Source organism: Leifsonia sp. 10N434, assembly GCF_056394405.1.
The window spans coordinates 74,729-94,536 of record NZ_JBFTHV010000007.1 but is presented as its reverse complement, the minus strand read 5'-3'; the positions used below and the strand labels follow the sequence as shown (position 1 = coordinate 94,536).

Sequence of the window (19,808 nt, the reverse complement as noted above, 5' to 3'; positions counted from 1 at the left end):
ACAGAAAGTGCTGATGATTACCTACATCAAAGAGCTGTATGGGACGCGCGAGCTGCTCGCGAACCTCACCATGCGCGATGTCAAAGGCAAGTATCGCCGCACGATCCTCGGCCAGCTCTGGTCGCTCATCAACCCGCTGGCGACGATGCTCGTCTACACGCTCGTGTTCTCATTGCTGTTCAAAGCGAACCCGCCTCCCGGGAATCCGAGCGGCATCGACGCCTATCCGATCTGGCTGATGTGCGGTCTGCTGCCCTGGAACTTCTTCAATCAGGTCGTGCACGGTTCGATGTCGTCCATCACCGGCGGAGCGAACCTCATCAAGAAGGTCTACTTCCCGCGGATGAACCTTCCCTTCGCGGTCGTCGGATCGACGGGCTTCACCTGGCTCAACGAGATGGGACTCCTTCTCGTGATCATCCTGCTGTTCGGCGGGTGGCCGCTCTTCTGGATCCCCGCGATCCTGGTGCTGATGGCTCTTCTCGCCATCTTCTCCGTCGGCATCGGAATGATGCTGGCCATCCTGAACGTGCACTTCCGCGACACGGAGCACTTCGTCTCCATCGCCCTGCGACTGATGATGTACCTCACGCCGATCCTGTACCCCATCTCGGTCGTCGAGGCCCTTGCCCGGTCGCACGGCGCGTGGATCCTCCACCTGTACGAGCTCAACCCCATCGAGCACTTCATCACCGCCTTCCGCAACCTGATGTATGACAACCGCTGGCCGGAGCTGTCGGATTCGCTCTGGTGCGTGTTCTCGGCGCTCATCGTCTTCGCGCTGGGCTTCGTGATCTTCATGCGGAACGAGAAGAGATTGGCCATGCTGCTGTGACCCGTGCTGCTGTCGTCGTCGACGACATCTCGCTCAAGTTCCGCATGTACCAGGAACGGAACAATTCGCTCAAGACGGCGCTGATGCGCGGTCGCCGGAGCATCCACGAAGACTTCTGGGCCCTCAACGGCGTCTCGTTCGAGGTGCCGGAGGGGTCGACATTCGGACTCGTCGGCCGCAACGGTGCCGGCAAGTCGACGTTGCTGAAGTGCCTGGCGAAGATCTACTTCCCCGACTCGGGCTCGATCAGGGTCAGAGGCAGGATGGCTTCCATGCTCGAACTCGGCTCGGGTTTCCACCCGGAGCTCAGCGGGCGCGAGAACATCTTCTTGAACGCGTCCATCCTGGGGCTCTCGCGAAAAGAGGTCGCGAAGCGCTTCGACGAGATCGTCGAGTTCTCCGGAGTTCAGAAGTTCATCGACCAGCCGGTGAAGACGTACTCATCCGGTATGTACGTGCGCCTGGGCTTCTCCGTAGCGATCAACGTCAATCCCGACATCCTGGTGGTGGACGAGATCCTCGCCGTCGGCGACGCTGCGTTCCGGAAGAAGAGCATGCAGAAGTTCGTTGATCTGAAGAACTCCGGCCGCACCGTGATCATGGTCTCGCACTCGGCTGCCAACATCCGTGAGATGTGCGACAGCGTCGCGTGGATCGACCAGGGCCGCGTGGTGCGGATCGGCGACGCAGCGTCGGTGATGGACGAGTACGAGGCAGCGGTCGATCAGGCGCCGTGACCGGTGCTGAGCCGCTCGGCGACGGTGTCGACCACGTCGTCCCAGTCGGCGCCTAGCGCACCTTCGGCGACCGGGAGGTACGGCAGCGGATCGCGTCCAGCTCTTTCGCGGACGGCGCTCGTGATGGCCGCGGACAGGTCGCGCGTCGTCGGTTCGACGGCGGCGATGCGGGGATGCAGTCCGGCGCGCACTCCGTCGAAGTCGTTGGTGACGGCGAGGGCGCCGGAGATGGCGGCGTCGAACGGCGGGTGGCTCGGATGCGGACTCAGCTGCAGCGAGAGAGCGACGTCGACCGTGCTGAGAAAACTGAAGTAGTCGTTCCAGGCGATCCGGCCGCGGCTGGTGAGGCGGGCGCCGTGACCCAGATCGATCGTGTCGTGCTGCTCACCCGCGGAGACGAACTCGACCTTCGGATCCGGTGCCCCGAGTTCGAGAGCGGTCGCCCGCAGAGCCGAGAGCCCGAGGGCGAAGAGGTTGCGGTGCTTGGATCGCCGGCCGTAGTACAGCACGCGGACGCGGGGGTGCGCCCTCCTCGCCGCGGCCGCCTCCTCCAGTTTCGCGGCCTCGAAGCGCGGGGCGAACACGAGCTCCCGGGGGAGCTCCAGCTGCTCGGCGCGTTGCAGGTACGTCCACAGCGGCAGGGAGTTGACCACGGGCAGGAATCCCGCGTGGTACGTCGAGCGGGCGAGCACCGACTCGGTGGACCAGGCGCTGAATCCGGGTTCGTAGTCCTGGATCAGGTAGGCGACCCGCCGGCGATCGATCACTCCGGTGTCGCAGGCGACCTGGATCGCGTGCGCCGTCTTCGAATGCGATGCGAGCCAGATGTCGTCCGACCCGTAGGTGCGCGAGCGGATCCCCTCCCGCATCACGACGTCGACCGAGCTCAGGCCGAGCGTCTCGGCGAGGTACGAGGCGACTGCGCGCTCGGAGTTGCCGGGCGTCGTCGCGTCCAGCATGACGACCCGCAGCCGCAGCCCGAGCTTCGTCGCCAGTTCGGCGGCGGCGGTGAGGGCGGTGTGGATGCCGGCGAAAACCTTCGACGGCTCCACTTCGCCGACCACGAGGTTGAGCCGGCCGGGCTCGCCCGAGGCGACCCGGATGCCGGTGAGGGCGAGGCTTCCGCTGGAGAGTCGCGCGAACGGGAAGGCCGCCGCCGGCGCGGCCGCGACGTCCCCGTCGATCAGGGCTTCGGTGCGACGATCGAACGCCCCCGTCTGAATGGCCGCTCGCATCTGTCCGCGCTGATTCTCATTGGTGAGAAAGGCGATGTTCGCCCGGACGAGATCGCCGAGGATTCCGGGAATCCGTGCGAACTTCACGATTCCTCGAAGCCGGCTACGGCCGCCGCCGCGTCGGCAGGCGTCTTCTCGTACGCGCGCAGATGGGCCAGGGCCGTCGCGGCCCAGTCGAACTTGGTCGCCCTCACGATCGCGCGCGCCGACATGTCGGTTCGCATCGCATCGTCGTCGAGGACGTTCAGCATCGCCTCCCGCAGCGATGCCGCATCCGGCTCCGTGTAGAGCACCGCGTCGCCGCCGACCTCGGGGATGGCGAGGTGACGGGTGGTGATGACGGTGGCCCCGCACGACATGGCCTCGACGACCGGCAGCCCGAATCCCTCGCCGAAGCTCGGGTAGACGACTGCGACGGCGCCGCCGAGGAGCGCGGCCAGGTGGTCCACCGGTACGTAGCCGAGCGATGAGACGCCGGAGTTCGCCCCCATCGCGTCGAGCCGGGAGATGGCTTCGACGTCCCAGCCCCGAGCGCCGGCGATCAGCAGCCGGGGCGCGCTCTCGCCGAGCTCGGAACGGATCGCGGCATACGCATCGAGAAGCGAGCCGACGTTCTTCCTCGGCTCGATCGTTCCGAGGAAGGCGAACCAGTCGCGCGTGTCGTCGAGGCCGTGATCGGCCCGGAAATCGTCGAGCTGATCCGGCGTCGGAGGGTGGAAGCGCGAGCTGTTCACGCCGAGGTGCGCGACGGACACCACGCCGTGGGGCGCGCCCAGGTAGCGGCTCAGCTCGCTCGCGGTCGCGGCGCTCGGGGTGACGATGGCATCGGCGCTGCGCCAGGCACGCCGGATCCAGCCGCGGAAGTACAGCCGCTTGAGGCTGGTGTGAACCAGCGGGTGGCTGAAGAACGTGGCGTCGTGCAGCGTGACGACGCGGCGGCGGGCCCAGAGCAGCGGGTAGCTGTAGTGCGGCGAATGGATGACGTCGATCCGATGGCGCACGGCGCGCAGGGGGAGCACGAACTGCTCCCACAGCATCCGCAACGGCCGTGCTCGCAGGGCCGGGGAGGTCTTCAGGATGTGCGCCCAGGGCACGACGGCCGCGACGGTCGGTGCGTCATCCGGCTGGCAGGCGACGAAGAGGTCGATCGACTCGGGAGGGAACCCCTCGAGGACGCCGTAGATGTAGCGGGCGACCCCGCCGTGATTGGCGGGCATCGCTGTGGCGTCGATGAGCACGCGCTGCCGACGGGACACAGCCTCCCCTTCAGTTTTTTTAGTGGACCCCCTGTCAAAACGTACATGCAGAGGTGCAGAAATGCCATTCGCGCAACCCCCGTGAACCCCGTTCGGGAGGGGGCGGCACGGGGCCGAACGGGGGTCGGCGCCCGGTTCCCATGCAATGCCAGTAATGGCAAAATGGTCGGGGCCCACCAGGCCCCCGTATTACTGTCACGATCCCACAAGGAGACACCGATGTCTGTCATGCCCGTCGATCTGGTCGCAACGACCGGAGTGAATCTGCCGCACGAGACCCTGCACGTCGTCAAGGGAAGGCGCAGCGGGCTGACGATCAGCATCGCCGTGCACTCGACGGTGCTCGGGCCGGCTCTGGGCGGCTGCCGGGTGTGGACGTACGACAGCTGGGCGGAGGCGGTGAACGACTCGCTGCGTCTGGCCGAGGGGATGACCCTCAAGAACGCGGCCGCCGGACTCCAGCGCGGCGGTGGCAAGTCGGTGGTCTACGTTCCGCGTGGCACGGTCCTCACCGCCGAGGAGCGGCACGACGCGATGCTCGACCTGGGAGACGCGGTCGAGAGCCTCGGCGGCGCATACATGACCGCGGAAGACGTCGGCACCTCCGCCGAGGACATGGCGCTGGTCGCCACGCGCACGTCGCACGTCTGCGGCCTCCCCTCGTCGGCCGGCGGGGTCGGCGAGCCGAGCGACGCCACGGCCGCCGGCGTGTATGCCGGGCTGCTCTCGACGCTCGAGCGGGTGTTCGGCAGCCGCGCGGTCGCCGGACGCCGGGTGACGGTGCTCGGTCTCGGCCACGTGGGCTCGATCATCGCGATGCGCCTCGCGCGTGAAGGAGCGGTGCTGACGGTGACCGATGTGAACCCCGCCAAGCGCACTCTCGCCGAGGCGCTCGGCGCCCGCTGGGTCGAGCCGGAGGAGGCTCACGCCGTCGAAGGCGACCTGTTCGTGCCCGCCGGGGTCGGCGGCGTGCTCACCGACCGGGTGATCGACGAGCTGCGCGTCGCAGCCGTGGTCGGCCCGGCGAACAACCAGCTCGCGCACCGGTCGGGCGCAGCGCGGCTCGCCGCCCGCGGCATCCTGTGGGCGCCCGACTTCGTCGTGAACGCCGGCGGCGTGATCTTCCTGTCGATGATGAGCGAGGAGAACCCCTCGGCGGATGCCACGGCGGCGCGCGTCGAGCAGATCGGCGACACGGTCTCGGAGATCTTCGCCGTCGCGCAGGAGCGGGGGATCACCACGCTCGAGGCCGCGGAAGAGGTCGCTCTGGAGCGCCTGCACGCACCAGCGAACGCATAGAAACGCTCCGCTAGGGTTGGTTCCCATGACCACTTCGTGGGGCCGCCGGCTCATCGCTTCTGTTCTGACTGCCTTCGTCGTCGCCCTCATCGTGCACGTCGCGATGATCGTCGTCTTCACGATCGGCAATCTGGCGAGCACGACGGCGCCGTCGTTCGCCCTGCACCAGGCGGTCAGCAACTACTTCTCGCTCGCGAGCGTCTTCTCGCTGCTGCTGCTCTTCGTCGCCGGGATCCTGGGCGCGTTCGACCGGTGGTGGACGGCGCTCATCGCCGGCATCGTGGTCGGCGTGCTGGCCCCTGTGGCCAGCACGCTGATCTCGGCGACGTCGGGCGGCTCGCCGTTCGGCGGCGCGCTGCTCGGCGCCGTCTTCGGCACGCTGCTCGGCGTCAACATGCTCTACGCGGTGGCCATCGCCGTTCTCACCCCGACGTTCGGCCGGTGGCTGTTCCGCGTCGTCGAGGGCACGCGCAACCGCTTCGCCGCCGACCGCACCATCGCCCTGGTGCGCATCCCGGCGTCCAACCTCGCCGACGGTCTCACCACGCACATCGAGCGCGAGCAGATCGACGCCGAGCTGGCCGACGCCCAGTGGGATGCGTACGTCGCCGCCCTCTCGGAGGCCGGCTGGCAGACCGTCGAGGTCGCCAGCGCCGACACGCTCGCGGACTCGGTCTTCGTCGAGGACACGGCCGTCGTCTTCGGCGACACCGCTGTCATCACCCTGCCGGGAGCGGCGAGCCGCCGCCCGGAGACGGCGGGCACCGAGGCGGCGCTGCGGTCGCAGGGCCTGCGCATCGAGCGCATCGAGGAGCCGGGCACGCTCGACGGCGGCGATGTGCTGAAGGTCGGCACGACGGTCTACGTCGGCCGCGGCGGCCGCACGAACGCGGAGGGCATCCGCCAGCTGCGCGCGCTCGTCGCACCGCTCGGCTACACGGTCATCGCCGTGCCGGTCACCAAGGCGCTGCACCTCAAGACCGCGGTCACGGCACTGCCGGACGGAACGGTCATCGGCTACGAACCGCTCGTCGACGACCCCTCGATCTTCGACCGCTTCCTGCCGGTTCCGGAGGCGCACGGCACCGCTGTCGTCGTGCTCGCCCCCGACACCGTGCTGATGTCGTCCTCCGCGCCGCAGTCCGCCGCGCTGATCGAAGACCTCGGCTACCGCGTGATCCAGGTCGACATCTCGGAGTTCGAGAAGCTCGAGGGATGCGTCACCTGCCTCTCGATCCGCGTCCGCTGAGGCCGGCGCGAGCTTCTTCGAACCCGTTCTGAGATCTCTCTTGCGCCCAGCTTCCTTTCAGGCATAGTCTGTAGGGCTGCCTCGGCGGCACTTACGTGAACGCATCGGGCTAGGGAGGACGCCATGACAACGACAGAGAACACACGAACCATCAGCGGGTTCGGACTCGTCGCCGTCGCCGTGCCGGCGTCCCCGGAGCAAGCCCCCGCCTGGTAGGTCCCAGGCAGGACGCAGTTCCCGGCTGATCGTCGCCGGCACGTCGCGCGGACCATCGGCGGTCCGCGGAGTCCACCACTCGGTGGAACGGCTCTTTTTGGCGACCTCTCAGCACGCTCTCAATCGGGGTCACGAGCGACCCCACGAAGCAATCACTACAAGAAAACGGATACAACATGTCTGTCGCTGAAACTCCTCAGCACCCGCCTCACACTGAAACGAAACAACCGCAGAAGAAGGCAGGCACAGTGCGCACACTGCTGCGCATCCTTCCCTTCGCCAAGTCCGCCGCGCCCCGCATCCTGCTGGGCATGGTCGCCGCACTGCTGGCGAGCCTGGTCGCGCTGAGCATCCCGCAGGTGCTCCGCTGGCTGGTCGACGGCCCGCTGTCGACCGGCGATTCGGCCGCCGTCTGGCCGGCCGCGCTGCTGGTCGTCGGCCTCGGTGCCGCCGAGGCCGTGTTCATCTCGCTCCGCCGCTGGTTCGTGCTCACCCCGGGCACCCACGTCGAGGCGAAGATGCGCAACGGGCTCTACGAGCAGCTGCAGGACCTGCCTGTCGCCTTCCACGACCGCTGGCCGAGCGGCCAGCTGCTCTCGCGCGCCGTCAGCGACCTCAACCTGATCCGCCGCTGGATCTCGTTCGGCATCGTGCTGCTGGTCGTGAACGTCGTGACGATCGTCGTCGGCTTCGGCATCCTGATCGCCTGGAACTGGCTGCTCGGCACGATCTTCCTGGTGTGCTCGATCCCGCTGTGGATCTACGGGTTCATCTTCGAGGGCAAGTACTCGCTGATCGCCCGCCGCAGCCAGGACCAGGCCGGTGACCTGGCGACCGCCGTCGAGGAGTCGGTGCACGGCATCCGGGTGCTCAAGGCGTTCGGCCGCGGCAAGCACGCGCTCAAGAACTTCGAGTCGCAGGCGGAGGAGCTGCGCGGCACGGAGATCGAGAAGGCGAAGGCGATCGCGGGCATCTGGCTCTGGCTGCTGCTCGTCCCCGACGTCGCGTTCGGCATCTGCCTCGTCGTCGGCGTCTGGCTGGCCTCGCTCGGAGAGCTCTCGGTCGGCGAGCTGGTCGCGTTCTTCGCGACGGCCACCGTGCTGCGCTTCCCGGTCGAGTCGATCGGCTTCCTGCTGTCGATGACCTTCGACACGCGCACGGCCGCCGACCGGTTCTTCGAGGTCATGGACGAGGTCAACACGATCACGGATCCCGAGCACCCGAAGAAGATCGAGCAGCCGCGTGGCGAGCTGGTCTTCGACGACGTGCACTACCGGTACCAGGATTCGCCCGAGCGCTTCCCCGACCTGCTGAACGGCATCACGCTGACCGTGAAGCCGGGGGAGACGATGGCGCTGGTCGGTCTCACGGGATGCGGCAAGTCGACGCTCACCGCCCTCACCACCCGGCTGTACGACGTGACCGGGGGCGCGGTGAAGGTCGACGGCGTCGACGTGCGCGACCTGACCAGGTACGACCTGCGCAAGAGCATCGCGATGGCGTTCGAGGACGCCACGCTGTTCTCGGCGTCGGTGCGTGAGAACGTGCTGCTCGGCCGCGACGACCTCGACATCTCGTCGGACGAGGCGCAGGCCGTGCTCACCGAGGCGCTCGAGATCGCTCAGGCCGGCTTCGTCTACGACCTGCCGGACGGCGTCGACACGAAGGTGGGTGAAGAGGGACTCAGCCTGTCGGGCGGTCAGCGTCAGCGTCTGGCGCTCGCCCGCGCTGTCGCTGCGAACCCCTCGATCCTCGTGCTCGACGACCCCCTGTCGGCGCTGGACGTCGACACCGAGGCGCTGGTCGAGGCGGCCCTCCGCCGCGTGCTCGCCGCGACGACGGCACTGGTGGTCGCCCACCGTCCGTCGACCGTGATGCTCGCCGACCGGGTGGCGCTGCTGGAAGACGGCCGCATCACCGCCGTCGGCACGCACCACGACCTGCTCGCCACCAGCGAGCACTACCGTTTCGTCATCTCCAGCCTGGAGGACGAAGAGAATGAAGAGCTCCTTCAGGAGGTGAACCTGTGAGTACCGCAACCGTGATCGGAGTCGAGGGCGAAGAACGCAACGACTTCACGAAACAAGAGAGCCGTCAGATCCGGCAGCGTTCGCTGCGTCTGCTCGGTTCGCTGCTGCAGCCGCTGCGCACGCGGCTCATCCTGACGATGGTGGTCGTCGTGATCAGCACGGCCGGCCAGGTCGCCGGTCCGGCGATCATCGCGTTCGGGATCGACAACGGCCTGCCGGCGCTGATGAAGCAGGACTGGATGCCGCTGGCGCTCGCCGGCGCCGCCTACCTGTTCACCGGCATCATCGGTGCCGTGCTCATCGCGTGGTACACGGTGCTCAGTGCGAGGATCAGCCAGGCCATCCTGATCGATCTGCGCAAGCGGGTGTTCCTGCACACCCAGAAGCTCAGCCTCGAGTTCCACGAGTCGTACACGTCTGGCCGCATCATCTCGCGCCAGACGAGCGACCTGGACTCGATCCGCGAGCTGCTGGACTCGGGCATCAACCAGCTCGTGCAGGGCTTCTTGTACATGCTGTTCATCGCGATCATGCTGTTCTCGCTCGACTGGGTGAGCGGCGTCGTGCTGTTCTGCTCGCTGGTTCCGCTGTACTTCCTGACGCGCTGGTTCCAGAAGCGCTCGCAGGTGCTGTTCCGCATCTCGCGGGTGGCGTCGGCGAAGCTCATCGTGCAGTTCGTCGAGACGATGACGGGCATCCGCGCCGTCAAGGCGTTCCGCAAGGAGAAGCGCAACGAGAAGGAGTTCGGCGGCCTGGTCGAGGACTACCGCGACGTGAACGCGAAGGTCATCCAGCTGTTCGGGATCTTCGATCCCGGGCTGGTGATGATCGGCAACCTCACCGTCGGCGTCGTGCTGCTGATCGGCGGGTTCCGGGTGGCCGACGGGCAGATCCAGATCGGTGTGCTGCTGGCCGTGCTGCTCTACACGCGCCGGTTCTTCGACCCGATGGAGGAGATGGCGATGTTCTACAACTCCTACCAGTCGGCCGCGGCGGCGCTCGAGAAGATCTCGGGCGTTCTGGAGGAGGAGCCGACGGTTCCCGATCCCGTGAAGCCGGTGGACCTGTGGGACTCGACGGGGCACGTGCACTTCGACGACGTCACGTTCGCGTACAAGAAGGACCGCGTGATCCTGCCGAACTTCAGTCTCGACATCCCGTCGGGGCAGACGGTCGCGCTCGTCGGTTCGACGGGTGCCGGCAAGTCGACGCTCGCCAAGCTGATCTCCCGCTTCTACGACCCGAGCGACGGGGCGGTGCTGCTCGACGGCGTGGATCTGCGCGATCTGCACCCGAAGGACCTGCGCCGCGCGATCGTCATGGTCACGCAGGAGGCCTACCTGTTCAGCGGGTCGGTCGCCGACAACATCGCACTGGGCAAGCCGGATGCGACGCGTGACGAGATCGTGGCCGCCGCCGGCGCGGTGGGCGCCGACGAGTTCATCCGGAGTCTGCCGAACGGCTACGACACCGACGTGAACAAGCGCGGTGGACGCGTCTCGGCGGGTCAGCGTCAGCTGATCTCGTTCGCCCGCGCCTTCCTCGCCGACCCGGCGGTGCTCATCCTGGACGAGGCGACCAGCTCGCTCGACATCCCGAGCGAGCGCCTGGTTCAGGAGGCGCTGCAGACGTTGCTCTCCGACCGCACCGCGGTGATCATCGCGCACCGTCTCTCGACGGTCGCGATCGCCGACCGGGTGCTGGTGATGGAGCACGGCGCCATCGTGGAGGACGGCACGCCGAGCGACCTGATCGCCGGCACCGGCCGCTTCTCGCAGCTGCACGCGGCCTGGCGCGACTCGCTGGTCTAGCGAGAGCGACGGCGAGGCCGAAGGCGAGGGCCGGACACGCGAAATCGGCGGGGGACACGAGGGAAGCCTCCTCGTGTTCCCCGCCGCCACGGCTCTCGATGGGCTGAGGGGTTGGGTTGATCAGCCAGCCGATGACCGGGGTCGTGCACCGCGGGCTCCGCTGCGCAGGACGCGATGCCTGCTCACGCTGGAGCTGCGGAAGAAGGGGAAGCGCGCCGGCGAGCCGTCCGCGTCGTCGGCGCCGATGACGACGACCTCCGCGCCGTCGTCGATGCAGTCGCTCGCGACGAGCGGGTCGACGTCGCGCTCGACCGTTCCGCCGATCACGGTGATGCACTCCGTGGTGACGGCGCGACTGGCCGAGGCGGTGACCGCGACGTGCGAGGTCGCCGGGGCGATGAGCGCCCGGATGGCGCGGGCCAGTTCACCCCGTTCGCCCGGCCGGCGGGCCGCGCGCCCGGGGAAGGCGTCGCCCAGATCGAGCAGGTCGAACCGGATGCCGGTGGTCGTCTCGATGTCGGCCATCAGCGCCGCGCAGCGGGCGATCTGGGCGACGTAGTCGCCGGTGAGGGCATCATCGGGCACGCTGAGCGAGAATCCGGCGATCCGCACGCCCAGGCTGGCCGAGTAGCGCACCAGGCGGAGGGCGTCTTCGGCACGAACGCCACGCGGGAGGGCGTGGGCGCCGCGCGGCGTCCCCTCCGGGCGGAGCCGTACGAGCAGGCGCAGATCGTCGGGGTAGCCGACGAACTTCTCGATGTCGGTCGGGCCGTCGACGACGAAACGGCGGACGCCCGCGTTGTAGGCGGCGAGCACCTCGTGCGGATGGGTCGCCGGCGTGGCGTGGAGCACGCGGGTCTGGTCGGCGCGCGCCGCGGTGAGCGCGGCGAGTGCGCTGTCGTGCGCCACCTCGAAGTAGCCGCCGTCGGCCGCGATCGCCTCGATCAGGGCCGGATGCGCGAGCGCGCTGACGTCGTAGTGCACGTCGACCGTGGGGAAGGCCTCCCGCAATGCGCGGTACTGGCGGACCGCCCTCGCGATGTCGAGGATCACGAGCGGCAGGCCGTGCCGTGACACGAGGTCGGCCAGGTCGGGATCGACCGGTGCGAGCGAGGCGAGGACCATGTCCACCTCCGCGGTGCGAGACGCCGTCTCGGGTACGGCGCTCGTCGGTGCGGATCGGGTTGCGGTGAACATGGGCCTTTCTCCTCGCTGTCCCAGATCAGGGGATGCCGCCGTCGGGCCGGCCGGCATCCTCGGGTTCTGATCGGTGTGATCTCATGGTGGTCCCGTGCCGGAAACCCCGCATCCGGGGGGTCACCATACTTCGGTGCGTGGTAGCACGGATGACGCGGGGACCTGTTCCGGGCCATGATTATCGGCATGTGCCTCCGTGTTGTGATCGTCGACGACCACGCACGATTCCGCGCCCAGGCGACCGAACTCCTCAAGCTCGAACGGTTCACCGTCGTCGGCGACGCCGACACGGGCCGCGGGGGGATCGAGCTGAGCCGGCGCCTCGCACCCGACGTCGTGCTCCTCGACGTCGGCCTTCCCGACGCCAACGGCTTCGACCTGGTGAACGACATGCACGCCACCGGCGCCGCGGTCGTGCTCACCTCCAGCCGGGCATCCGCGGACTACGGCCGCCGCATCCTGGAGAGCGGGGCGGAGGGCTTCATCGCCAAGGCGGAACTGAGCGGCGAGGCGATACGCAGCCTGCTAAGGTGAGCGCGTGGGAGCGGGCTCAGGGCACGGATCTCGCGCACTGAGAGTCGCCGTGGCCGACGACGCGGTGCTGTTGCGCGAGGGGATCGGCCAAATCCTGCGCGCCGGTGGAGTCGAGGTCGTCTCCTCCGTCGACACGGCTGAGGAGCTGCTCCAGGTGGTAGCGGGGGATCCCGCCATCGACGCGGTCGTGCTCGACATCAAGATGCCGCCGACCCACACGGACGAAGGGCTGCGCGCGCTCGAGGAGCTGCGCGCATCCGGTTCATCGGTGGGGGTGCTGCTGCTGTCGATGTACACGACCGCGGCATATGCCATCCGGGCCATGAGCGCCGGCAGCGGAACGGGCTACCTGCTCAAAGACCGGGTCGCGGATGCCGGGACGCTGGTGAACGCGGTGCGCAGCGTCGCGGCCGGCGGATCCGTGGTGGACCCGGAGGTTGTCGCACTGCTCGTCAGCGGGCGCACGGCCGCGGCCTCGCTCGACGCCCTCTCCGCACGCGAGCGCGACGTGATGCGGCTGATGGCGGAGGGCAAATCGAACGCGGGCATCGCGGCGGACCTGCACCTGAGCCTGCGCACGGTCGAGTCGCACATCGGGCACATCATGTCGAAGCTCGACGTCGAAGACACCTCCGAGGGTCATCGGCGCGTGCTGGCGGTTCTGCGGTTCCTCGGCCGGGACAGCTGAGATGAACGCCGCCCGCATCACGGTCCGCGCGCTCGCCGTCATCATCGCGATCGCCTCGAACGTCGCCGCCCAGGTCGTCAGCGCCGTCACCGGCGAGTACGGGCCGCGGCCGCAGGGCATCGGCTGGGGCATCGTCTTCATCGTCGTCGGGCTCGACTACGCGGTCTGCGCGATCATCGCCTGGCGGATCGTGCGCAGTCCCGTGCCCGGCTGGCTCATGGTCGGCGCCTCCTTCTTCTGGGCGGCGGGCGCGTGGTACCCCGCGACCCGCCCGGACGGCTGGCTCTGGCCGCTGGTCGAGGGCGTGACCGACCTGTGGGCGCCGCTGGTCGGCATCCTGGTGCTGGTGTACCCGACCGGTCGACTGGTCGCACGCTTCGACCGAGGACTGGTGATCGCGGTCTTCGTCGCCTTCATCGTGCGGTTCGCCGGCATCCTGTGCTTCTCGTCGCCCTCGCCGGTGCAGTGCGACTGCGCCACCAACGTGTACGCGGTGCTGCCGAGCGACGACGCCGACTTCTGGCTCGGCGTCGCCTGGCGCGCCGTCGGGCTGGCGCTCATGCTCACGGTCGCGGTGCGGCTGACGATGCGCTGGTTCCTCAGCACACTTCCCGCGCGCCGCGTCGCTTTCGTGATGCCGCTCGCCATCCTGCTCTGGTGCTACGGCACGGTGCAGGACTCACTGAGCTTCGCCTTCGGCTGGGAGAGCGGCTGGCTGCAGTTCATCCCGCCCATCGCGATCGCCTTCATCCCGCCGGCGTTCGTCGGGGGAGTGCTCTACGCGCGCGGGCTGCGGTCACGCGTCGCCGACCTCGTCATCGTGGCCCGCGACAAGGTGGACCGCGCGCTCTGGGAGACGAGCCTGGCGCGCACGCTGCACGACAACTCCCTGCGCGTGTACTGGTGGGACGAGCAGCTGAGGGGGTACGAGACCTCCGACGGCGAGCGGATGCCCGACGGGGCGTCGCGGGATCGGCCGGGCCGCTCGACCCTCGCCATCGACTCCGATCAGGGACCGATCGCGCTCATCGAGCACGACGTCGCCCTCAGCCAGGATGCCCGGCTGCTCGACGCCGTGTCGTCGGCGCTGCTCCTCTCGGTGGACAACGACCGGCTCCGGCAGCGCCTGGAGCGCACGCTGCAGGAGGTCAGGGAATCGCGCCTGCGCATCGTCGAGGAGGGCTATCTGGCCCGTCGCCGGCTCGAGCGCGACCTGCACGACGGCTCGCAGCAGCAGCTGGTGTCGTTGGCGATCGGGTTGAGGATCGCGGCGACCAAGGCGCAGACGGCCGGTAACGACGAGGTGGTCGCCGACCTCGAGCGCGCGTCCGACCAGCTCGCCGATGCGCTCCGCGAACTGCGCGAGCTCGCCCGCGGCATCCACCCGACCGTGCTCACCGACGGAGACCTGCGCTCGGCCATCGAGGAGCTGGCGCTGCGCAGCCACCTCTCGGTCGAGGTGAGCGTCGACACCGGCGACGACCGGCTCAGCGAGGTCATCGAGGAGACGATCTACTTCTCGGTCGCCGAGTGCCTCACGAACGCGGCGAAGCATGCGGCCGCGCGCAACTGCGCCGTCACGGTGACACGCACGGACGGCACGGTGTCGGTGATCGTGAAGGACGACGGCCGCGGCGGTGCCCGCATCGAGGCGGGCGGCGGGCTCGAAGGCGTCCGCGACCGCGTCGAGGCGGTCGACGGTCACGCCGAGGTGCAGTCGGTGGTCGGGCTCGGCACGATCATCGAGCTGACGATCCCGGTGCCGGTGGCGGCCGGATAGCTGAGGGATGCCCGCTGCCGGCTGTGCCTCAAGCCGCCGGTCGCGCCGCGTACACCTGGTTGCCGATGGTGAAGGCGGACCATCCCCCTGGACAGCTCACGGCCTTCGCGGGAACGCCCGCCGTGGGCCACCAGCTGTCCTGCACCGCCGGCTTCGGGATGTCGGCCGGCTTCTCGCAGGTGCCCTTCACGAAGTGCGTCTTCGAGGTGTAGGTGAGGATCGCGGCCGCGTTCTGCGTGTCGTAGTCGACGCGGATGATCGTGGCGTCGGCCGGGATGAAGGTCGGCGAGCCGAAGGCCTTGGTCGCGCTGGGCGTGAGCTCCTTCGCGGTGTCGAAGATGGCGGCGTCCACGTGCGGGGCGAACGCGCTCACGACGGAGCATCCGGAGAGGCCGATGGTGACGACGGACGCAGAGATGACAGCGGCGACGAGACGAAAACGGTGCACAGACACTCCAGAGCAACAGAACGGTAGACGTTCAGTCAAGCGCATCAAGCTGTGCGGTTCATCGGTCGTTCGGATGATCTTCGTCGGCGGGATCGAAGCGTGCCGTCCGCAGGTCGACGCGGTAGGCGCTCGACCCGACGCCGAGCAGCGGCGTGGACTCCGCGCGGTAGTGCTGCAACGCGATGTGCTCGTGGTTCGCCGCCGGATGCCCGCTCGCCCGCACTACGCGCCACCACGGCACATCCGACCCGTAGTACGCCATGATCTGGCCGACCATCCTGGCGGCGCGGGAGCCGAGGACGGCCGCGACGTCGCCGTAGGTCATGACGCGACCGGGCGGGATGCTGTCGACCACGGCGAGCACGCGTTCGACGAACGGTGGCTCGTCGGGAGCCGGCTCAGAGCTCGAGGGCACCGATCGTCTCGCCGTACTGCGTCTCGCCCGCCGGGTTGAACCCGCTGCGGATGAAGAACTGCTCGGGGCCGAGCTCGCCGGACTCCCAGATGACGAAGAGCCGGCTGAGACCGCGACGGCGCGCCTCGTCCGCCAGCGCCCGCACCGCGAAGGTTCCGACTCCGCGGCCCTGGTCGTCGGCGTCGACGTTGATGCGCCACAGGATGGAGCGGAACTCCTCGTGCTCGGCATCCGGGTCGAAGTTGCCCATGATGAATCCGACGACCATGTCGCCGTCGAGAACGACGCGCTGCCAGGAGGTCGCCGGGTTGCTGACCACGGCGGCGGCCGAGTACGACACCGGCGACACGAACTGCTCCTGACCCGGTTTCAAGCTGAGAGCGTTCGCCGCCACGATGTTCGACGCGCTCAACTCTTCAAGTCTCAACTCAGCCATAGCGACAGGGTAACGTGCGGCCGACGCGCAAGCATAGTCGGCCGGAGGAGGACATCGTCCGCTGACAGCGGATCCATAGGCGCCGTGAGGATGCCGGGAAGATTTGTCTCGACGTCAAGATAGTTGGTCGGCTCGGGTAAGCTGTTGTCGGCCAAAAGATGGCACAGACTTGAGGAGATCCATTGGAAAAGATCAAGGTTGACGGCACGGTCGTCGAACTCGACGGCGACGAGATGACCCGCATCATCTGGCAGTCCATCAAAGATTCGCTCATCCACCCGTACCTCGACGTGAACCTCGAGTACTACGACCTCGGCATCCAGAAGCGCGACGAGACCGACGACCAGATCACCGTCGATGCTGCCAACGCCATCCTGAAGCACGGTGTCGGCGTCAAGTGCGCCACCATCACGCCCGACGAGGCGCGTGTCGAGGAGTTCGGCCTCAAGAAGATGTGGCGCAGCCCCAACGGCACCATCCGCAACATCCTCGGCGGCGTCGTCTTCCGCGAGCCGATCATCATCTCGAACATCCCGCGCCTGGTGCCCGGCTGGAACAAGCCGATCGTCATCGGCCGTCACGCCTTCGGCGACCAGTACCGCGCCACCGACTTCACCTTCGACGGCCCGGGAACGCTGACCATGAGCTTCCAGCCGGCCGACGGCAGCGAAGCCCGCACGTTCGAGGTCTACCAGGCCCCCGGCGCCGGCGTCGCGATGGGCATGTACAACCAGGACGCGTCGATCCGCGACTTCGCGCGCGCCTCGTTCAACTACGGTCTCGACCGTCAGTACCCCGTGTACCTCTCGACCAAGAACACGATCCTCAAGGCCTACGACGGCCGCTTCAAGGACCTGTTCCAGGAGGTGTTCGACACCGAGTACAAGGACAAGTTCGACGCCGCCGGCCTCACCTACGAGCACCGCCTCATCGACGACATGGTCGCCTCGAGCCTCAAGTGGGAGGGCGGCTACGTCTGGGCGTGCAAGAACTACGACGGCGATGTGCAGTCCGACACCGTCGCGCAGGGCTTCGGCTCGCTCGGCCTGATGACCAGCGTGCTGACCACGCCCGACGGCAAGGTCGTCGAGGCGGAGGCCGCGCACGGCACCGTCACGCGCCACTACCGTCAGCACCAGCAGGGCAAGCCGACCTCGACCAACCCGATCGCCTCGATCTACGCCTGGACGCGCGGTCTCGCGCACCGCGGCAAGCTCGACGGCAACCAGGACCTGATCGACTTCACGCACACCCTCGAAGACGTCGTCATCAAGACGGTCGAGTCGGGCAAGATGACCAAGGACCTCGCGCTCCTGGTCGGCCCGGACCAGCCGTACCAGACGACCGAGGAGTTCCTCGCGACGCTGAGCGACAACCTGCAGGCACGCCTGGGCTGAGCCCGGTCCGCGCTGTCGAAGGGCCCGGTGGGAGCATCCCGCCGGGCCCTTCGTGCGTTCGTCGGCGATTGGGCCTGCGCTCCGTCGTCGGTTAGGTTCGTGGAATGCGCTCTGCCTCTGGGGGAGCTTCGAACGCGGTCGCCGTCGTGCGCCGCGAGATGAGGATGAGATGACCACGAACGCAACCCGCTTCTCGATCGCCGCCGCCGTTCTCGCGACGGTTGTCACCCTGACCGGATGCTCGGCCGCCGCCCCGAAGGCGAGTTCGACCCCCACGCCGTCCGCCAGCGCGTCGGCTTCGGCATCGGCTTCGGTATCGGCGCCCGCCTCGCAGACCCACGCGGAGGCCTGCGCCGTCGTCACGAACGGCTTCACGAGTGTGGCGAAGCTGCAGGGCGAGGCCGCGTCGGTGATGAACGATCCGTCGAAGGCCGCCGCGCTGCTGAAGAAGGTCGACGTCGCGGTGCAGTCCATCGACCAGAAGGTCGGCAACGTCGATGTGAAGAAGGTCACGTCGTCGGCGGCCACGGCGATCCACGACTACGCCGCGTACATCGACAAGGCGATCAGCGACCCGACGTCGATCGACGTCACCGCCGTCAAGAGCAAGGCCGAGGCCCTCGCGGCCAAGTTCCAGGCCGTGCAGGCCGAGTGCGCGTAGCTCTGCTGACGCGCAGCGCCGCTGACGCGTGCCGCCGCTGACGCGTGCCGCCGCTGACTCGTGTCGTGCGCAATCGCACGACGCGTGTCGCGCGGTGCGCGTTTGCGCACGATCGGCGGGCAGCGCGCCGGCGCGCCCGTGTTTCGGGCGTGGATCGCGAGCGGCGCGAATGTTACAAGTCGGTAAAGCGTGGGGAAATGGCGGCCGAAGGCTTGCATTCATTTTGTTCGTAAGCTTTACTAACAAACATGACGACATCGGATGTGCAACGCAGCACAGCGACCGGGCCCGTGCCCGGCGCAGTGCCCGGCGTCCCCGTCGTCACGGCAGCGGCCGCCGCTCCTGGTTTTGCCACCGCGCCCGCCGCCACTCCGGGCTTCGCCCCTGGCCGCGCGCTTCGCCCCATGGTCAAGGTCCTCCCCGAGCACGCGCGCAGCCACAACCGCTCCCTCGTGCTGCAGACGCTGTACCGCTCGGGGGAGCGCAGCCGCGCCGACATCGCCCGTGAGACGGGACTGACCCGCGTCACCATCTCCGACCTCGTCGCCGAACTGCTCGCCGAGGGCCTCGTCATCGAGCTCGGGCAGCGCGAGTCCGCCCGCCCCGGCAAGCCGGCCCGTCCTGGCAAGCCGGCCGTGCTGCTCGACATCAACCGCACCGCGTACCAGATCGTCGGCCTCGACCTGAGCGAGCACGCCACCTTCCGCGGCGCCGTGATGGACCTCGACGGCACCATCCTCGAGCGCGCGGACGTTCCGCTCGAGAGTGCGACCGGCGACGACGCGATCGCGAAGGTCGTTCAGCTCGTCAATCGCCTGCTCACCCTCACCACGGCGCCGATCATCGGCATCGGCGTCGGGTCGCCCGGTGTCGTCGACCTGACCGGAACCGTGCTGACCGCCCCGAACCTGGGCTGGGTCGACGAAGCACTGCAGCAGCGGCTGCAGGCGCACACCGGGCATCCGGTGGTCGTGGCCAACGACGCGAACGTCGCGGTGCTCGCCGAGCACGGCTACGGCGACGCTGCGGGCGACATGATGCTCGTCACGGTCGGCCACGGTGTCGGCGCCGGGCTGCTCGTCGCCGGCGCACTCGTCTACGGCAGCCGCTTCGCCGCCGGCGAGATCGGCCAGGTGATGGTCGGCACCGACCTCGGGCTGGAGGCCACGTACAACCGCGACCAGGTGCTCGAGCACTGGCTCAGCGTGCCGCAGCTCCAGCAGCGCATCCGGGAGGCCGAAGCGGCCGGCTCGGACGCCGCCCCCATCCTGCGGGAGGCAGGGCAGCGCCTCGGCATCGCCCTCGCCCCCGTCGTCGGAGCGCTCAATCTCTCGGAGATCGTGCTGAGCGGTCCGGCAGAACTACTCGATGGCGCACTCGCCGAGGCGACCATCCAAACGCTCCGCAGCAGGACGATGGCCGAATTCCACGGCGATCTCACGCTGCGGATGACCACGCAGGGGCAGGACATCGTTCTGCGCGGCGCGGCCGTACTCGTCCTCTCCGGACAACTCGGGGTCTCGTAACACAGCACCGCCCGAACCGAATCGAATCATCGACCCCAGCACCAACGGTGTGGCAATC

Annotated in this window: 18 protein-coding genes; 12 read left to right on the top strand and 6 right to left on the bottom strand. The window is 68.4% G+C overall.

The window, feature by feature from the left end; all coding sequences use genetic code 11:
- Positions 1-13: 13 nt before the first annotated feature.
- Complete coding sequence (locus AC1DB1_RS16755; protein WP_271175641.1) at positions 14-835, top strand: ABC transporter permease; 822 nt, start codon at positions 14-16, stop codon at positions 833-835.
- Positions 832-1,572 (top strand): ABC transporter ATP-binding protein, encoded by a 741-nt coding sequence (locus AC1DB1_RS16750; protein ID WP_477201626.1) that lies wholly within the window; start codon positions 832-834, stop codon positions 1,570-1,572. The genes AC1DB1_RS16755 and AC1DB1_RS16750 overlap by 4 nt, the downstream gene beginning before the upstream one ends.
- On the opposite strand, the gene AC1DB1_RS16745 is transcribed toward AC1DB1_RS16750, so the two are convergent.
- Together AC1DB1_RS16745 and AC1DB1_RS16740 are read right to left on the bottom strand one after the other, a co-directional pair.
- Positions 1,560-2,807, bottom strand: coding sequence for a rhamnosyltransferase WsaF family glycosyltransferase (locus tag AC1DB1_RS16745; RefSeq protein WP_477201625.1), 1,248 nt, complete (start codon positions 2,805-2,807; stop codon positions 1,560-1,562). The two genes, AC1DB1_RS16750 and AC1DB1_RS16745, sit on opposite strands and share 13 nt — an antisense overlap.
- An 83-nt stretch (positions 2,808-2,890) precedes the next feature.
- Positions 2,891-4,063, bottom strand: a complete 1,173-nt coding sequence (locus AC1DB1_RS16740; protein ID WP_477201624.1) for a glycosyltransferase family 4 protein — start codon at positions 4,061-4,063, stop codon at positions 2,891-2,893.
- 219 nt (positions 4,064-4,282) lie between these two features.
- On the opposite strand from AC1DB1_RS16740, the gene AC1DB1_RS16735 reads away from it, so the two are divergent.
- From AC1DB1_RS16735 to AC1DB1_RS16720, 4 genes are all read left to right on the top strand, one after another.
- Positions 4,283-5,362, top strand: a complete 1,080-nt coding sequence (locus AC1DB1_RS16735; RefSeq protein ID WP_477201623.1) for a Glu/Leu/Phe/Val dehydrogenase family protein — start codon at positions 4,283-4,285, stop codon at positions 5,360-5,362.
- Positions 5,363-5,387: 25 nt separating this feature from the next.
- Positions 5,388-6,611 carry a dimethylargininase gene (gene ddaH / locus AC1DB1_RS16730; RefSeq protein ID WP_477201622.1) on the top strand — a complete coding sequence of 408 codons (1,224 nt, stop codon included), beginning with the start codon at positions 5,388-5,390 and terminating at the stop codon, positions 6,609-6,611.
- Positions 6,612-7,003: 392 nt separating this feature from the next.
- Positions 7,004-8,857: an ABC transporter ATP-binding protein gene (locus AC1DB1_RS16725; protein WP_271175635.1), complete on the top strand. Its 1,854-nt coding sequence runs from the start codon at positions 7,004-7,006 to the stop codon at positions 8,855-8,857.
- Positions 8,854-10,668 carry an ABC transporter ATP-binding protein gene (locus AC1DB1_RS16720; protein WP_271175634.1) on the top strand — a complete coding sequence of 605 codons (1,815 nt, stop codon included), beginning with the start codon at positions 8,854-8,856 and terminating at the stop codon, positions 10,666-10,668. The genes AC1DB1_RS16725 and AC1DB1_RS16720 overlap by 4 nt, the downstream gene beginning before the upstream one ends.
- A gap of 120 nt (positions 10,669-10,788) precedes the next feature.
- Here AC1DB1_RS16720 and AC1DB1_RS16715 read toward each other — a convergent pair whose 3' ends face one another.
- Complete coding sequence (locus AC1DB1_RS16715) at positions 10,789-11,865, bottom strand: type III PLP-dependent enzyme domain-containing protein (protein WP_271175633.1); 1,077 nt, start codon at positions 11,863-11,865, stop codon at positions 10,789-10,791.
- 186 nt (positions 11,866-12,051) lie between these two features.
- On the opposite strand from AC1DB1_RS16715, the gene AC1DB1_RS16710 reads away from it, so the two are divergent.
- From AC1DB1_RS16710 to AC1DB1_RS16700, 3 genes are read left to right on the top strand one after another with little or no spacing between them, the layout of a single operon-like run.
- Positions 12,052-12,399, top strand: coding sequence for a response regulator (locus AC1DB1_RS16710; protein WP_477201621.1), 348 nt, complete (start codon positions 12,052-12,054; stop codon positions 12,397-12,399).
- A 49-nt stretch (positions 12,400-12,448) separates the two neighbouring features.
- Positions 12,449-13,087 (top strand): response regulator transcription factor, encoded by a 639-nt coding sequence (locus AC1DB1_RS16705; RefSeq protein WP_271175631.1) that lies wholly within the window; start codon positions 12,449-12,451, stop codon positions 13,085-13,087.
- 1 nt (position 13,088) lies between these two features.
- Positions 13,089-14,867 (top strand): sensor histidine kinase, encoded by a 1,779-nt coding sequence (locus AC1DB1_RS16700; protein ID WP_477201620.1) that lies wholly within the window; start codon positions 13,089-13,091, stop codon positions 14,865-14,867.
- Positions 14,868-14,895: 28 nt separating this feature from the next.
- Here the strand turns inward: AC1DB1_RS16700 and AC1DB1_RS16695 are convergent, their stop codons facing one another.
- Genes AC1DB1_RS16695 through AC1DB1_RS16685 form a run of 3 tightly spaced genes read right to left on the bottom strand, consistent with a single transcriptional unit; the run spans position 14,896 to position 16,166 of the window.
- Positions 14,896-15,321, bottom strand: a complete 426-nt coding sequence (locus AC1DB1_RS16695; RefSeq protein ID WP_477201619.1) for a hypothetical protein — start codon at positions 15,319-15,321, stop codon at positions 14,896-14,898.
- Positions 15,322-15,373: 52 nt separating this feature from the next.
- Positions 15,374-15,730, bottom strand: coding sequence for an MGMT family protein (locus tag AC1DB1_RS16690; RefSeq protein ID WP_271175628.1), 357 nt, complete (start codon positions 15,728-15,730; stop codon positions 15,374-15,376).
- Entirely contained in the window at positions 15,714-16,166 is a 453-nt protein-coding gene (locus AC1DB1_RS16685; RefSeq protein WP_271175627.1) for a GNAT family N-acetyltransferase, read from the bottom strand. Before AC1DB1_RS16685 ends, AC1DB1_RS16690 begins: the two co-directional genes overlap by 17 nt.
- A 182-nt stretch (positions 16,167-16,348) precedes the next feature.
- Here AC1DB1_RS16685 and AC1DB1_RS16680 point away from each other — a divergent pair, with 182 nt between their 5' ends.
- The 3 genes from AC1DB1_RS16680 (at position 16,349) to AC1DB1_RS16670 (ending at position 19,750) form a co-directional block, all read left to right on the top strand.
- A complete protein-coding gene (locus AC1DB1_RS16680) occupies positions 16,349-17,563 on the top strand; it encodes an NADP-dependent isocitrate dehydrogenase (protein ID WP_271175626.1) in 1,215 nt (404 codons plus the stop codon).
- 169 nt (positions 17,564-17,732) lie between these two features.
- The gene (locus AC1DB1_RS16675; RefSeq protein WP_477201618.1) at positions 17,733-18,224 is read left to right on the top strand and encodes a hypothetical protein; all 492 of its coding nucleotides are present in this window, start codon (positions 17,733-17,735) and stop codon (positions 18,222-18,224) included.
- 404 nt (positions 18,225-18,628) lie between these two features.
- Complete coding sequence (locus AC1DB1_RS16670) at positions 18,629-19,750, top strand: ROK family protein (RefSeq protein ID WP_477201690.1); 1,122 nt, start codon at positions 18,629-18,631, stop codon at positions 19,748-19,750.
- Positions 19,751-19,808 lie beyond the last annotated feature (58 nt).